Annotated in this window: 12 protein-coding genes and 5 pseudogenes; 12 read left to right on the plus strand and 5 right to left on the minus strand. The window is 68.6% G+C overall.

Annotated features, from left to right (window positions below; all coding sequences use genetic code 11):
* Positions 1-11 precede the first annotated feature (11 nt).
* A complete protein-coding gene (locus tag QFZ76_RS00550; RefSeq protein WP_307671819.1) occupies positions 12-1,604 on the plus strand; it encodes a DUF2637 domain-containing protein in 1,593 nt (530 codons plus the stop codon).
* Positions 1,605-1,623: 19 nt separating this feature from the next.
* Here QFZ76_RS00550 and QFZ76_RS00555 read toward each other — a convergent pair whose 3' ends face one another.
* Both QFZ76_RS00555 and QFZ76_RS00560 read right to left on the minus strand, forming a co-directional pair.
* On the minus strand, positions 1,624-1,770 hold the full coding sequence (locus QFZ76_RS00555) for a hypothetical protein (RefSeq protein WP_307671820.1): 147 nt from the start codon (positions 1,768-1,770) through the stop codon (positions 1,624-1,626).
* Between the two features lie 106 nt (positions 1,771-1,876).
* Positions 1,877-2,998, minus strand: a complete 1,122-nt coding sequence (locus QFZ76_RS00560) for an NAD(P)/FAD-dependent oxidoreductase (RefSeq protein ID WP_307671821.1) — start codon at positions 2,996-2,998, stop codon at positions 1,877-1,879.
* Between the two features lie 297 nt (positions 2,999-3,295).
* On the opposite strand from QFZ76_RS00560, the pseudogene QFZ76_RS51570 reads away from it, so the two are divergent.
* The 3 genes and pseudogenes from QFZ76_RS51570 to QFZ76_RS00565 form a co-directional block, all read left to right on the plus strand.
* Positions 3,296-3,490, plus strand: a pseudogene (locus QFZ76_RS51570) (transposase); the annotation flags it as partial.
* 188 nt (positions 3,491-3,678) lie between these two features.
* Positions 3,679-3,780 (plus strand): annotated as a pseudogene (locus QFZ76_RS51575) (IS5/IS1182 family transposase); the annotation flags it as partial.
* Between the two features lie 253 nt (positions 3,781-4,033).
* Positions 4,034-5,215 carry an FAD-dependent oxidoreductase gene (locus QFZ76_RS00565; protein WP_307671822.1) on the plus strand — a complete coding sequence of 394 codons (1,182 nt, stop codon included), beginning with the start codon at positions 4,034-4,036 and terminating at the stop codon, positions 5,213-5,215.
* A 153-nt stretch (positions 5,216-5,368) separates the two neighbouring features.
* Here QFZ76_RS00565 and QFZ76_RS00570 read toward each other — a convergent pair whose 3' ends face one another.
* Positions 5,369-6,082: an IS6 family transposase gene (locus QFZ76_RS00570; protein WP_307671823.1), complete on the minus strand. Its 714-nt coding sequence runs from the start codon at positions 6,080-6,082 to the stop codon at positions 5,369-5,371.
* 69 nt (positions 6,083-6,151) lie between these two features.
* On the opposite strand from QFZ76_RS00570, the pseudogene QFZ76_RS00575 reads away from it, so the two are divergent.
* The 4 genes and pseudogenes from QFZ76_RS00575 to QFZ76_RS00590 all read left to right on the plus strand — a co-directional run.
* Positions 6,152-6,373 (plus strand): annotated as a pseudogene (locus QFZ76_RS00575) (integrase core domain-containing protein); the annotation flags it as partial.
* 32 nt (positions 6,374-6,405) lie between these two features.
* Positions 6,406-6,534: pseudogene (locus tag QFZ76_RS00580) on the plus strand (IS30 family transposase); the annotation flags it as partial.
* 414 nt (positions 6,535-6,948) lie between these two features.
* On the plus strand, positions 6,949-7,233 hold the full coding sequence (locus tag QFZ76_RS00585; RefSeq protein ID WP_373464239.1) for a peptidoglycan-binding protein: 285 nt from the start codon (positions 6,949-6,951) through the stop codon (positions 7,231-7,233).
* A gap of 31 nt (positions 7,234-7,264) precedes the next feature.
* Positions 7,265-7,519: a hypothetical protein gene (locus QFZ76_RS00590; protein WP_307671824.1), complete on the plus strand. Its 255-nt coding sequence runs from the start codon at positions 7,265-7,267 to the stop codon at positions 7,517-7,519.
* 372 nt (positions 7,520-7,891) lie between these two features.
* Here QFZ76_RS00590 and QFZ76_RS00595 read toward each other — a convergent pair whose 3' ends face one another.
* A complete protein-coding gene (locus QFZ76_RS00595) occupies positions 7,892-8,446 on the minus strand; it encodes a peptidoglycan-binding protein (protein WP_307671825.1) in 555 nt (184 codons plus the stop codon).
* A gap of 277 nt (positions 8,447-8,723) precedes the next feature.
* Here QFZ76_RS00595 and QFZ76_RS51580 point away from each other — a divergent pair, with 277 nt between their 5' ends.
* On the plus strand, positions 8,724-9,347 hold the full coding sequence (locus tag QFZ76_RS51580) for a histidine kinase (RefSeq protein WP_373464240.1): 624 nt from the start codon (positions 8,724-8,726) through the stop codon (positions 9,345-9,347).
* On the opposite strand, the gene QFZ76_RS00605 is transcribed toward QFZ76_RS51580, so the two are convergent.
* Positions 9,308-9,853: an RICIN domain-containing protein gene (locus QFZ76_RS00605; RefSeq protein WP_307671826.1), complete on the minus strand. Its 546-nt coding sequence runs from the start codon at positions 9,851-9,853 to the stop codon at positions 9,308-9,310. The two genes, QFZ76_RS51580 and QFZ76_RS00605, sit on opposite strands and share 40 nt — an antisense overlap.
* A gap of 245 nt (positions 9,854-10,098) precedes the next feature.
* On the opposite strand from QFZ76_RS00605, the gene QFZ76_RS00610 reads away from it, so the two are divergent.
* From QFZ76_RS00610 to QFZ76_RS00620, 3 genes and pseudogenes are all read left to right on the plus strand, one after another.
* A complete protein-coding gene (locus QFZ76_RS00610) occupies positions 10,099-11,280 on the plus strand; it encodes a sensor histidine kinase (RefSeq protein WP_307671827.1) in 1,182 nt (393 codons plus the stop codon).
* Entirely contained in the window at positions 11,277-11,942 is a 666-nt protein-coding gene (locus QFZ76_RS00615) for a response regulator transcription factor (protein WP_307671828.1), read from the plus strand. Before QFZ76_RS00610 ends, QFZ76_RS00615 begins: the two co-directional genes overlap by 4 nt.
* Positions 11,943-12,371: 429 nt before the next feature.
* Positions 12,372-13,629: pseudogene (locus QFZ76_RS00620) on the plus strand (IS3 family transposase).
* The last annotated feature ends 12 nt before the right edge of the window (positions 13,630-13,641 follow it).

Genomic DNA, 13,641 nt, shown 5'->3' on the forward strand with positions numbered 1-13,641 from the left:
CGAGGAACGCCGTGGCCTTCACCCGGGCCCACCGCCTCCTGACCGCAACCGTTGTCTGCGGAGCGGTCACCATCGCCGGTATCGGCTTCGCCGGTTCCTACGCAGCGGTCCGCGAACTCGCCCTCCACAAGGGCTTCGGGAAGTTCAGTTACATCCTCCCGATCGGTATCGACGCCGGTATCTGCGTCCTGCTCGCCCTCGACCTGCTCCTCACCTGGATCAGGATCCCCTTCCCCCTGCTGCGTCAGACGGCGTGGCTGCTGACGGCGGCGACGATCGCGTTCAACGGCGCGGCCGCCTGGCCGGACCCACTGGGCGTGGGCATGCACGGCGTCATACCGATCCTGTTCGTGGTCTGTGTGGAAGCGGCCCGGCACGCGATCGGCCGGATCGCGGACATCACGGCCGACAAGCACATGGAGGGCATACGCCTCACACGCTGGCTGCTGTCCCCCGTGCCGACCTTTCTCCTCTGGCGCCGGATGAAGCTGTGGGAGCTGCGCTCCTACGAGCAGGCCATCCAGCTGGAACAGGAGCGGCTCGTCTACCAGACGCAGCTGCGTTCGCGTTTCGGCCGCGGCTGGCGCCGCAAGGCTCCCGTGGAGTCACTGATGCCCCTGCGGCTGGCCCGCTACGGTGTGCCCCTGACAAAAACGGCCCCCTCGGGCCTTGCAGCGGCAGGCATCGAGCCCGGGCTGGCGCCTGCGGCGCCCCGCCGGCAGACGGAGCCGGAGCGGGCCGAGGCACCGGCGCCAGCCCCGGCCCAGAAGGGCCCGGCGGCGCCCCCCGCCAAGCAGCGCCACCCGCAACCAAACGACGACGGCTACCCCGCCCCGGAGCAGGAGCACGCGCAGGAGCCGGAACCAAGCCCGCGGGCCGCGCCACCGCGCCAGGAAACCGTCTACGAGGGCAGCTACGGCCCCTCACACATGCCCGACCCGTCGCACGTGCCCGAGGAACAGTACGAGCAGCAGTCCCAGCCATACGAGCCCAGCCCGCAAGACACAGACCGCACGCCCACCCCGGACCATCCGGACACCACACACCCGTCAGGCATGGGCAGCCCCCCTGCGCAGGAGCCCGAAGCCCCACCGCCGGCAGGTGAGCACTCCCCGCAAGAGCCGGCACCGGCACCACGCCTGAATCTCCCGGACCAGACCCGCACCACCCCGGAGAAGGCATCTATGACGAAGGAACCAGAAGACAGCACACCTGCTCCCGCTCCGTCCCAGCCGACCACCGTCGACCGCTACTACCTGGCCTGGCACACGTTTACGCAGCAGCACGGCCATGAACCCCAAGGCAACGAACTCTCGCACCACCTCGCTGAACACAACATCGTCGACCGTGCAGGAGAACCCATCAAGCCCAAGGCGCTGACCCGGTACTTCCTCGAATTCCGCATCTACACCGCATGGGCCGAACACCGGGCGCACACTCCAAACCCGCCCCTGGACAAAGTCGCCCACGATCTCGCTCAACGGGGCATCAGAGCGCAGTACAACAAACCCGTCCGGGCGATCGACCTCGTGAAATTCCTCGCCGGCTTCGAACGCCGCTGGAACACACTCAACCACCACAACGGCGCCACCCGACCACACTGACCTGAAGCCGCCCGGCGTTTCACATGAGGACACCCATGGCCTGGTCCACCGTCGCGTGAGAATCGACGGCATGCCACAGCTGCTCGTTTTCCTGCTCCAGGCGGGCGATCGCGGCACCGTCCCGTATCCCGTCAGGCAACGACCGCGGCACGCGGGAGGTCGTCATCACTGGTCTCCATACAGGGGCAAGGCTCCTCTGTACGCCCGCCCCCCAAGGCAGTACCCGTTCCCAGCCGGATACGGCCACAAGATCACGAAACCGCACTGGAGCATCAGGAGCGACCGAACAGAGTGACTACGCTCTGCGGTGCCTCCCGGCCGAAGAAGCCCTCCAGATTCCGCGCCGAACGGTCGGCGGCGTCGCCACTACGCGCGAACAGCCGCTCTTCGTAGGCGGTGAGCGCGGCCTCGGTGTCGAGTTGCTCAACCAGCTCGCTCGCTAGGTCGGCGCCGTCGTACATGGCGAGGTTTGCGCCTTCGCCAGCAAAGGGTGACATCAGGTGCGCGGCGTCGCCGACGAGCGTGACGCCGGGCACCCTGTCCCATTCAAGCCCGACAGGAAGGGCGTAGATGGGTCGGAGCCACGGTTCCGCGTCGCTCTCTGTCACGAAGGCGGTGAGCAGCGGCGACCAGCCGTCGAACTCGTCGGCGACTTGACGGAGGCCGGCGGACGGGTCGCCGAAGTCGATCGACCTCATCCACGTCTCGGGCTTGTTCAGCGCCACGTATCCGCGCACGTGCCCGTCGGCGTAACGATGGGCGATAATGCCTTTGCCCGGCGCGACCGCCATCAACGTGCCACTGCCGATCGCGGTCACGCTCGCCCGATGGTTCTGGCCGCCCGAGGTGAGGGCGGTCTCGAGGAAGCAGGTTCCGCTGTAGACAGGCTCGGCGGGGGTGAGCAGCGGACGCACCTTCGACCAGGCACCGTCCGCGCCGATGACGATGTCGGCGCGCGTGGCGGAACCTTCCGCGAAGGTGAGGACGTAGCCGCCCTTGGGACGGTGCCGGATCGAGGCGAGCTTGTGACCCCACCTGATCGTCCCGGGCGCGAGCGAGTCGATGAGCAGGCGCCTGAGTTCGCCACGATCCACCTCTGGACGGGCCGAACCGGGGTCCGCAGGCATGTCGAAAAGGATCGTGCCGTGGCGGTCCACCACACGTTTGGCGTCCTCGCCCGGTCGGACCAGAGTGAGGAACTCGTCGTACAGACCAGCTGTGCGAATCGCGACCTTTCCGGTCTCTTCGTGGATGTCAAGCAGGCCGCCCTGCGCGCGGGTCGTCGCCGAAGCCTCACCCTCGTAGACCGTCGCGGCGACGCCGTGAGCCTGAAGTACCCGGGCGAGCGTCAGCCCGCCCAGTCCCGCTCCGACAATGGCGATGGTCTTCTGCATGCTGCGCTCCTCTGCAGCGCCGACACGCGTCGGCGACGGTCAGCGCCGGAAGCGGACACAATGTCCGGCCCCGGCAAGGAGACGCTCACCGATCAGAACCATCTGCATCGATGTACGAGCGATGCCCGGCAGACGGACCCGCGGGACATCGTTTTTCGCGACCCCGTGACTATAGCCCCGCATCCACCCCGCAGAGACCGGAGCCGCTCACACTGCGACACACCACACCCGCCACGCTCATCCCCGACAACCGCCCCGACCGGCCCGGCAGTGTCGCAGGGCGTGGATGTCCACGTGATGAACTACGGGCTGCCCGCGGCCTGTCCCCCGACACCGAGGCGGGGTGGCCGGTTGCGTGACGACCGGCAGGCGATCGACACAATCGCGTGGAAGTACCGCACGGGCTCGCCCTGGACGGACCTTCCGGCGGAGTACGGCTCGTGGAAGGGCACTCACAAGGGGCCGCGGATGTGGGCGATGGATGTCACCTGGGAGCGGATCTTCACCGCTCTGGTCGCCCAGACCCACGCCGAGGGTGAGGGTGAGCTGGACTGGGTCGTCGCGGTCGGCTCCACCGTCGTGCGTGCGCATCAGCACGCCGTCGGGGCTCGCAGGGCTCCGGCCGGCGAGCCACACCACCATGCCCTCGGACGGTCCCGCGGCAGACTGAGTACGAAGGCCCACCAGTCTTCGACCGCGTCGCACATCGCCAGTGCGACACGGTGGAACGCTGCATCAACAAGATCAAGCAGTGGCGGGGGTCGGCCGCCCGCCGTGACAGACGGCCACTGTCTGCCTGGCTGGACTCCACATCGCAAGCATCGCCCCTCGCCGGGTGGTAGTGCGGAGCCCGGCCTGGCTGATGCACCGCCAGCTGGTCCGCGCCCAGGGGCGGTTACCAGACTTCATCGTGGCGATCGCGGTGTCCGCGATGATGGTGCGGCGGTCAGGGCTGAACATGCCTTGACTCCGCAGTTGCAGAGTCAAGGCTCCGTAACTGCGGAGGGTGCTCGAACCGAACGGAAGTGGTGTTCCATGCCGAAACGTCACGCGGTGGTGGCCGGGGCCGGAATCGGCGGTCTTACGGCCGCCATCGCACTGCACCGCCGCGGCTGGCACGTCACCGTCTGCGAACGCGCCCCCGAACCCCCCACCACCGGCGCCGGCATCGGCCTCGCCCCCAACGCCCTGCGCGCACTCGACACCATCGGCATCGACGCCGCCCGCGCTGCCGGCAGCGCCGTACCCACGACGATGGGCCTCCGCCGCTCGGACGGCCAGTGGCTCGCCCGGACCGACACCGCGGACATGGCCGCCCGCTACGGCATACCCCCGATCGCCGTCCCGCGCCCGGCCCTCAGCGCCGCCCTGGCCGCCGCCCTGCCGCCGGAGGCCCTCCGCTACGGCACCGCCGTGACCGGCGTAGACGACGCCACGGGCCACCCGACCGTCCGTACGACAGTCGCCCCTGACCTTCCCGCCGACCTGGTCGTCGCCGCCGACGGCATCCACAGCCCGCTGCGCCACGCATACTTCCCCGCCCACCCCGGCCTGCACTACATCGGCGAGACCGCCTGGCGAACCATCGTGGAAGCCCCGGACCTCCGGATACCGGCCATGAGCGAGACCTGGGGACGGGGCGAACGGTTCGGCGTGACCCCGCTCTCCGACGGCCGGTTGTACCTCTACGCCACCGCAGTCGTCCCGGCCGGCACCCGGTCAGCCGACCCCCGCGCCGAACTCCGCCACCGCTTCGGCTCGTGGCACGACCCGATTCCGGCCCTGCTGGACCGCGTCGGCCGCCTCCACCCCGCCGAGGTCCTCCAGAACGACCTCTACGACCTGGCCGCCCCGCTCCCCCACCTGCACCACGGCCGGATCGCCTGGCTCGGCGACGCCGCCCACGCCATGGCCCCCAACCTCGGCCAGGGCGGCTGCCAGGCCATCGAGGACGCGGTGGTCCTCGCCCACCTGGTGCCCGCCGCAGACAGCGCAGACAGCACCGACGCCGTCCCGGCCGCCCTCGCCGCGTACACCGCTGCCCGCCGCGACCGCACCGACGCCGTCCGCGTCCGCGCCCGCCGGATCGGCCGACTGGGCGCCCTCAGTAACCCGCTCGCGGTGACGGCCCGCGACCTCACGGTCCGTGCCACCCCCGACCGCCTGGCCCTGCGCGGCATGGACGACCTCTTCAACGGCTTCCGCCTCCCTGGGTAACATGCACCCGCGAACTTCTGCCAAAAGCGGCGCCACCGACCCCACCGACGCCTCCGGCAAGCACGGCGACCACTGCTGCAGGCACTGTCAACTTGTGGGGCTGAGGGGTAGTTGGGGCGGGCTGGGGTGATCGTGTCGCCGGTGCTGCATCCGTCAGGCATCCGCGGCGGCGCAGCCGGTGACGATGCGCCAGGTGGTGAAGCGGTGGTGCCTTTCGGTGCGGTAGTCGTGGGCGGTGAAACAGTGGCGGCGGGGTCGGAAGTGGGGTGAGATGCCGCTGAACGCGGCGAGGAATCTCTGCGCTCCGCCGACGCTGCGGAAGCCTTTCATGGCCTGTTCGCGCTGCCGGGTCGGTTGGTGGGAGTTTTCGGCGCGGTTGTTCAGGCCTTTGTGGGAGCGGTGCTCGACCGAGGGCATGACCTCGCGGTGGGCGGCGCCGTAGGAGCGGAGCTTGTCGGTGACGACCACCCGCGGCACGGACCCGGTCTTCATGAGGAGCCGGCGGAAGAATCGCCTGGCCGCGGTCTTGTCACGCCGGTTCTGGACCAGGATGTCGAGGACGTTGCCGTCCTGGTCGACGGCCCGCCACAGGTACTTCTGCTCGCCATTGATCTTGATGAAGACCTCGTCCAGGTGCCACTTGTCACCGGGCCGGGGACGCCTGCGGCGCAGGGAGTTGGCGTAGGCCTGCCCGAACTTGAGACACCAGCGGCGGATGCTCTCGTAGGACACGATCACGCCGCGCTCCAGCATCAGCTCCTCGACCTCACGGAAGCTGAGCGGGAACCGGAAGTACAGCCACACACAGTGCGAGATGATCTCCACCGGGTACCGGTGCCCCTTGTACGACGGAGACGCGGACGACACGGGCGATCCCCTCCCGACACGATCAACCACATGATCATCCCACCCCGCCCAGCCAACGTGACAATGCCCAATGCCCTGATGGAGAGCACGATCGGCCTGTACAAGACCGAGCTCATCAAGCCCCGACGGCCCTGGAAGTCGCTCTCCCAGGTCGAGTTGGCCACCGCAGAGTGGGTCGACTGGTACAACCACCGCCGACTCCACGGTGAGATAGGGCACGTTCCGCCCGTCGAGTACGAAGCCAACCACTACATGGAATCCACGAAACCCCAGGTCACAACCATAATCTGAGATCTCTATCGAACCCGGGGCGGTTCAACCTGCCCAAAGGCACAAACCTGTCGACGTTCAGCCAGGACGACCTTGACGCCATCGCGACGAAACTCAACAACCGGCCGCGCAAGTGCCTGGGATTCCGAACACCAGCCGAGAGTGTTGCCTTGACCGGTTGAATCTAAGGCGCAGTACTTCACCAGCGGTGGCAAGGGAGTCGCGCCGCATCTGCTCTGGGATCCCTTCACGGGCAGGACCGCCCAGTTCTACCCGGCGAACAGCCGGTCCAAGTCGGTCGTCGATCTCGCAGGCGGCACCCGGACCAACCGCACCGGGAAGGTGTGTCTCCAAGTCGAGACGCTGTTCTTCCCGTACTGCCGCGTGAACGGGAAGTCGTACGCGACCATCCGGGACACTCCGGCCAAGGGCCTCGACAAGATCCTCGCCTGGGCCCGGAGTTGGGGGGTCCCGGACACCTGGCCGATGGGTGCCCGACCTGGAAGGCGAACCGCAGCGAGCACACCTGGGAGACGGAGGGCGGGCACTACGGCCACGGCCAGACGCCCGAGAACACGCACACGGACCCGGGCCCTATGCCGAAGCTGCCGACCGCCACGTCGACGACGCCTAAGCCGGGCCCGCCGGCGTTCCCCGGCCGAAGCGCGTTCGGGCCCGGCAAGTCGAACACCTCGATCCTCCTGCTGGGCCAGCAGCTCGTGCGCAAGGGCTACGGCAAGCACTACCGCGTCGGCCCGTCCCGCGACTGGGGTGAGGCGGACCGCCTCAACGTCGTCGACTTCCAGCACGCCCAGAAGTGGACCGGCTCCGACGCCGACGGCTACCCCGGCCCGGAGACCTGGCGCCGTCTCTTCGCCTGATCCCCCTGACCAGCTCAAGGAGCACATCCCCATGAACCTCTACGCCTCGCTGCTGCGCACGGGCGTCCCGGCCGCGGTCGGCTGGCTCGTCGCGGTGGCCCTCCGCCACGGACTCGATCTCAACGCCACGGCCATCACGGGAGTCCTGACCCCGGTCGCCACCTTCTCCTACTACGGCGTCTTCCGGCTCGCCGAGGAGCACCTGTCGCCTCGGTTCGGCTGGCTGCTCGGCTTCGCCCGCCCGCCGAAGTACGAGAGCGCGCCGCTCACGCTGTCGCGCACCTGACCCCGGATGGGGTGACGTCGAGCAGCCCGTGAGTCAGCATGGAAGAAGGCCCCGGCTCGCGGCGGGGGCTTTCAGCCGTACCGCGCGTGGCGGAAGGTGCTGCCCTCCTCGGCGACCGCACTTGCCTCGTTGCCGAGCGAGTGGGGTCTCCCCAGGGGCACGGTAGCTCTTCAACAGCGGGACGCATAACGACCTGACGGAGGGCCCCATCGACGCCTCGGTAAGCAACTCCGTCGGTTTCGGCGGCCACAACGTCGCCCTCGCGTTATGCAAGCCCTGAAGCCAGCCAGATCCCCTACCTCAACGACCGTCCGGTGCCCGGCCTCCCCCGGTGGAAGCCGGGCACCGCACGTTGTACCGGAGGACCTGACGTCAGGTGCAGGTCAGGTAGTCGTAGCCGGCGATCCGTGCGTTGCCGTCGCCGTCCTCGAAGTGGTACCGGCCGTCACTGTCGCGGGAGACGCTGAAGTTGTCCCAGGTGCCCATGTACGTGTCAACGGCAGTGTCGCCGGGGTCGTAATGATCCTCCAGGTACGTGCCCGCCTTTCCGAAGGTGTCCTTGCCGACCGACCCGTCATCATCGAGGTGGTGCCTGTTCTGCCAGTCCTTGGTCGCGGCCTTGGTATTCGATCCGAAGTGGCCGTCGATGTCCGAGGCGTCGAACGTGGTGCCGTCCGTTTCGATGGCGAGATCCGCCCACAGGATTTTCTGCCACAGGCAGGTGGCGTTGGACGACGTGTTGGTGCTGGTCGACAGGATGCCTTCGTCGCCCCAGTCGCCCACCCAGTCGCCGCCTCCGTAGACGTAGGCGCGGCCGCTGTAGGTGCCGCTCGCGGAGGCTGGCGACGTGCTCAGCGCGAGTGTGACGGCGGTTATCGCGCCGACTATGCCCGCGGCCAGCTGGACTCGCTTCGTACGTGCACTCATAGGTGTCCCTTTTCGATCGGTGTGGATAACCGTGCGGTCGCAGTGGGACGGCGGCGGACAGCGCCCCCTCGGTTCCTGGTCTACGAGACCCGTTCCGCTCGACGGGGCACGGCCGTTGTGTCTTGAAGGTAGGGGCGGTGTCACGGCTGACGCGTCCCGCGGTGGGTGGACCTCCCGCTCCAACCGCCGCGGTAGTCGCGAGGTTGTACAGCTTCCGTGATGGGCGAGCCCACGCTCTGATCGCTCTTTCGCATCTGCCGGTCGTCCTGCGCGGCAGGTGGCCGCTGGCCGTCTTCGTCGCCGTACACGCCGCCTCGGCGCCTACGTCACCTTCGGCTACTGGCCCGCGGCGTGCTTCCTGGGCCCCATGCTCTCCCTGTACACGGTGGCGGCGCTGTGTCCGCTCCGGATCGCCGTCGCCTGCTCGGCCTACGTGATCGCCGTCTGGGGGTACGGCGGACTGGTCGGCCGTGGCTCGTCGATGGCGGCCGTCCTGGTCCAGGCGGTGGTGTACTGCTCGGTGCTGGTCTGGTTCGGCACCCTGACCCGCCGCTTCGCCGAACTCACCCGCCGGCTGCGCCAGGAGCAGGCCGGGCGGGCCCGCCGGGCGGTCGCCGAGGAGCGTGGGCGGATCGCGCGGGAACTGCACGACGTGGTCGCCCACCACATGGCGGTGATCTCCGTGCAGGCGGGCCTGGCCCGATTCGTACGGCATGATGCCTCTTGCTGTGCGCGTACGGGGGACCGGTCAAGGGCCACCGAGTGTGCGGAAGCGGCTTCGAAAGCAATACGTCCTGGTGGTGGATGGTGCACCGCGAAAGCGGCTGCGGGACGCCGCGGAGGGCTTCCCGCAGCCCCACCTCAGGCCGCCTGCCAGGTGAAGACGTCGTTGGGGTCGTAGCAGTAGGTCTGGACGAGATCCGCGCCGCTCGCGTTGGAGTCACCGGCGATCTTCAAACACTTACCGCTGCGGACGCTGACGATCCAGTACCAGTCGACGTTGTTGGTGTGCTTGCTCGGGTTGAGCTCGACACGGAACTGCTCGTTGGTGGCCCAACTGCACGTCCACAGGATGATCTTGGCGTTGTCGGCAGTGGAGTTGCTCTGAACGTTCATGCACTTGTTGCGGTTGGCGCCCAGCGAGAAACGGTACGTGTTGGATACGCCGGAGACCGGCTCGAAATACCAGTCGTCGATGTTGTCGCCCTGGCATGCGCCCTGCTCGATCTGGGCGCTGTTCGCCGTCGACCAGCCGTGGGTGTCGAGGCACAATGTCATGGCCCGCGAGGACGAGAATTCCCAGGGTCCCGAGGTCGCGGCCGTCGCCGCGGTCGCGGGCGGTACGGCAAGGCCGCTGCCCAGGGCGAGGGCGGCCGTGGCCAGGGCGATGCGCTTGCGTATAGCCATGCTGGCTCCTTCCGGTCGCGGGCCGGGTCCCCGGTCGGGCACCCCGAACAGCCCACGGGCCGTGCGACTCCGCTCGACGGGGCGGTGCCGCTGTGCCCTGACGGTAGGAGCAGTGCCACGGCTGACGCGTCCCGCAGTGGGTGGAACTCCCGCTCCAACCACCGCGGTAGCCGCAAGGTTGTACAACTCCCGTGGTATTTCCATGGGTTGATGCATCGTCCGGGATGCGGGGCTAGGCTGCGGCGATGTGCCTGAGGACGCCCCGCCCGTTCGTCGTCGACAGGCTCGTCGTCGACACGCTGATCGCGCTTGCCATGACCGGGGTGTCCGTGCTGCTGGTGCATGTGTCGCGGGCGGCCCAGGGCTGGCCCGAACCCGACGCGCGAGCCCACGCTCTGATCGCTCTTTCGCATCTGCCGGTCGTCCTGCGCGGCAGGTGGCCGCTGGGCGTCTTCGTCGCCGTACACGCTGCCTCGGTCGCCTACGTCACCTTCGGCTACTGGCCCGCGGCGTGCTTCCTGGGCCCCATGCTCTCCCTGTACACGGTGGCGGCGCTGTGTCCGCTCCGGATCGCCGTCGTCTGCTCGGCCTACGTGATCGCCGTGTGGGGGTACGGCGGACTGGTCGGCCGTGGCTCGTCGATGGCGGCCATCCTGGTCCAGGCGGTGGTGTACTGCTCGGTGCTGGTCTGGTTCGGCACTCTGACCCGCCGCTCCGCCGAACTCACCCGCCGGCTGCGCCAGGAGCAGGCCGGGCGGGCCCGCCGGGCGGTCGCCGAGGAGCGTGGGCGGATCGCGCGGGAACTGCACGACGTGGTCGCCCACCACATGGCGGTGATCTCCGTGCAGGCGGGCCTGGCCCGATTCGTCTTCGACTCCGACCCGGCCAAGGCCCGCGGCGCGCTGGGCACCATCGCGGACACCAGTGGCGAGGCCCTGGAGGAGCTCAGGCGCATGCTCCAGGTGCTCCGCGACGAGGACCCAGGTGCACCTGAAGGGGCCCCGATGCCCACCCTGGACCGGCTGGCGGACCTGGTCGACCGTGTCCGGGACGGCGGCGTCCCGGTCGAGCTGGCGGTCGAAGGCACTGCGCGCCCGCTCGCGCCCGGCGTCGAGCTGTGCGCCTACCGCGTCGTCCAGGAGGCCCTCACCAACGTCCTCAAGCACGCCGGGCGGGCGAACGCGTGCGTGGAACTGCGTTACCGGACGCACGAGTTGACCGTGTTGGTCACGGACGACGGAAAGGGGGTGATTCCGGATACAGTTCTGACGGGGGCGGGACATGGCTTGATCGGCATGCGCGAGCGCGCCAAGCTCTACGGCGGGACAATCAGCCTCGGCCCGCGCGCCGGGGGAGGCTTCGCGGTCGAACTGGCCCTGCCGACCTCGGCATCGACCACCTGGCGGGGGGACGACCGGACAAAATGACCAGAGTGCTCGTCGTCGACGACCAGTTCCTCATCCGCGCCGGTCTCGTGGGCCTGCTGGACGCGGCGCCCGGGTTCGAGGTCGTGGGGGAGGCGGCGGACGGCGCGGAGGCCGTGCGGCTGGCTGCCAAGAGGCGGCCCGATGTGATCCTCATGGACATCCGGATGCCCGGTGTGAACGGCATCGAGGCCACCGAACGCATCCTCGCGGAGGCCCTCGACCGGGCTCCCCGCATCCTGATCCTGACCACCTTCGACCTCGATGAGTACGTGTACGGGGCCCTGCGGGCCGGGGCCTGCGGGTTCCTGCTGAAGGATTCCGGGCCTGAACGGCTACTCGCCGCGGTGGCCGCGGTCGACGGCGGCGACGCCCTCTTCGCGCCCAGCGTCACTCGCCGACTGATCGAGGCCTTCGCCCGGCAGCGCGGGCCCGCTCAGGACAGCGCGCCGCCCGACCTGGACGTGCTGACCTCGCGCGAGGTCGAGGTGCTGAAGCTGACCGCCCGAGGCCTGTCCAACCTGGAAATCGCCGACCGTCTCTGCATCAGCGAGGCAACCGTCAAAACTCACCTCAACCGCACCATGACCAAGCTTGACCTGGATAGTCGGGCCCAGGCGGTCGTGATCGCGTACGAGACGGGACTGGTGACACCGGGAGAGTAGGTGGGCCTCGCGGCACGCGACCGCAGACGCTGTCGGTTGTACCGAGCCGCGTGCCCTTGTCACCTCGTACCTGCGGGCGTCCGTGCTGCTGGGGGCGGCGCGAATGGGCGGCGCGGGCGGCGCCTAGCGAAACAAGGCCATCCTTCCCGAGCCCTCCACGGTTACCGAGTGGACATTCACCGCACGCGCCATGGCCCAACGATCTTCGGCGTCAAACCGTCGGTCGCTCCGCGCCGGGGTCAGGCCCTGGGCGTGTCCGGTGCGGCGCGTCCGGTCGGCGGAAGGCCTTGCGTGGGTCCAGCGGCGTAAGGCAGGGGAGGCCTGCTGACGGGCACCTGGCTGAGCGGGTTGTGTCGGGGATCGACGTGCAGTCGGGCCGTGAACCACCCCGTTTCGAATGGAGACTCGATTTCATGAAGGGATCGAGTCATGGCACGACCTTCCCGTTACCCGCTCGAGCTCCGCCGTCGCGCGGTGCGCATGGTCGCCGAAGTAGGCGACGACTACCCGAACGAGACGGCCACCCTGCAGGCGGTGGCCGAGAAGCTCGGCATCGGCTCCCGCGAGACGCTGCGGAACTGGGTGAAGCAGCACGAGATCGACGCGGGGACACGTCCGGGGACGACGACGGAGGAGTCCGCCCAGCTCAAGGCGTTGAAGAAGGAGAACGCCGAACTGAAGCGGGCCAACGAGATCCTGAAGGCCGCGGCGAGTTTCTTCGCGGCCGAGCTCGACCGGCCACACACACGCTCGTAGCGTTCATCGACGAGCACCGGGACCGTTTCGGCGGCGTCGAGCCGATCTGCAGGACGCTCACCGAGCACGACTGCAAGATCGCCCCTTCCACCTACTACGCCCACCACAGACGGCGGAGCACGCCGTCGGCCAGGACCGTGCGGGACGCCGAACTGAAGGAACAGATCAGCGAGGTCTTCGAGGCCAACTACCACGTCTACGGGGCGAGGAAGATCTGGCGTGAGCTGAACCGGCAGGGACGCCGCGTGGCCCGCTGCACCGTCGAACGCCTGATGCGTGAACTCGGCATCACTGGGGCGGTCCGTGGTAAACGCGTGATCACTACGCTGCCCGGCGGGCAGGCCGAACGGGCGCCGGACCTGCTGGACCGCGACTTCGTCGCTGCCGCCCCGAACCGCTGCTGGGTCGCGGACTTCACCCACCTGAAGACCTGGGCCGGTGTTGTCTATGTCGCCTTCGTCGTGGACACGTTCTCCCGCCGGATCGTCGGCTGGTCCGCGGCCACCGTGAAGGAAACGGTCTTCGTCCTGGACGCTGTGGAGATGGCGATCTGGCAGCGCGACCGCGACCAACACCCAGTTCAGCCAGGCGAGTTGATCCACCACTCGGATGCCGGGTCGCAATACACGAGTTTCCGGCTCGCCGAGCACCTGGACGCCGCCGGCATCGCCGCCTCGATCGGATCGGTCGGCGACGCCTACGACAATGCCCTGATGGAGAGCACGATCGGCCTGTACAAGACCGAGCTCATCAAGCCCCGACGGCCCTGGAAGTCGCTCTCCCAGGTCGGGTCGAGTTGGCCACCGCAGAGTGGGTCGACTGGTACAACCACCGCCGACTCCACGGTGAGATAGGGCACGTTCCGCCCGTCGAGTACGAAGCCAACCACTACATGGAATCCACGAAACCCCAGGTCACAACCATAATCTGAGATCTCTATCGA

It is taken from the genome of Streptomyces sp. V4I2, assembly GCF_030817655.1.
GTDB classification, from domain to species: Bacteria; Actinomycetota; Actinomycetes; order Streptomycetales; family Streptomycetaceae; genus Streptomyces; species Streptomyces plumbiresistens.

What these genes read in the sequence shown, in the direction of transcription:
- QFZ76_RS00555 (WP_307671820.1), bottom strand. Translation starts at nt 1,770, where the DNA reads ATGACGACCTCCCGCGTGCCGCGGTCGTTGCCTGACGGGATACGGGAC.
- QFZ76_RS00560 (WP_307671821.1), bottom strand. Translation starts at nt 2,998, where the DNA reads ATGCAGAAGACCATCGCCATTGTCGGAGCGGGACTGGGCGGGCTGACG.
- QFZ76_RS00565 (WP_307671822.1), top strand. Translation starts at nt 4,034, where the DNA reads ATGCCGAAACGTCACGCGGTGGTGGCCGGGGCCGGAATCGGCGGTCTT.
- QFZ76_RS00585 (WP_373464239.1), top strand. Translation starts at nt 6,949, where the DNA reads ATGCCGAAGCTGCCGACCGCCACGTCGACGACGCCTAAGCCGGGCCCG.
- QFZ76_RS00590 (WP_307671824.1), top strand. Translation starts at nt 7,265, where the DNA reads ATGAACCTCTACGCCTCGCTGCTGCGCACGGGCGTCCCGGCCGCGGTC.
- QFZ76_RS00595 (WP_307671825.1), bottom strand. Translation starts at nt 8,446, where the DNA reads ATGAGTGCACGTACGAAGCGAGTCCAGCTGGCCGCGGGCATAGTCGGC.
- QFZ76_RS00605 (WP_307671826.1), bottom strand. Translation starts at nt 9,853, where the DNA reads ATGGCTATACGCAAGCGCATCGCCCTGGCCACGGCCGCCCTCGCCCTG.
- QFZ76_RS00610 (WP_307671827.1), top strand. Translation starts at nt 10,099, where the DNA reads ATGTGCCTGAGGACGCCCCGCCCGTTCGTCGTCGACAGGCTCGTCGTC.
- QFZ76_RS00615 (WP_307671828.1), top strand. Translation starts at nt 11,277, where the DNA reads ATGACCAGAGTGCTCGTCGTCGACGACCAGTTCCTCATCCGCGCCGGT.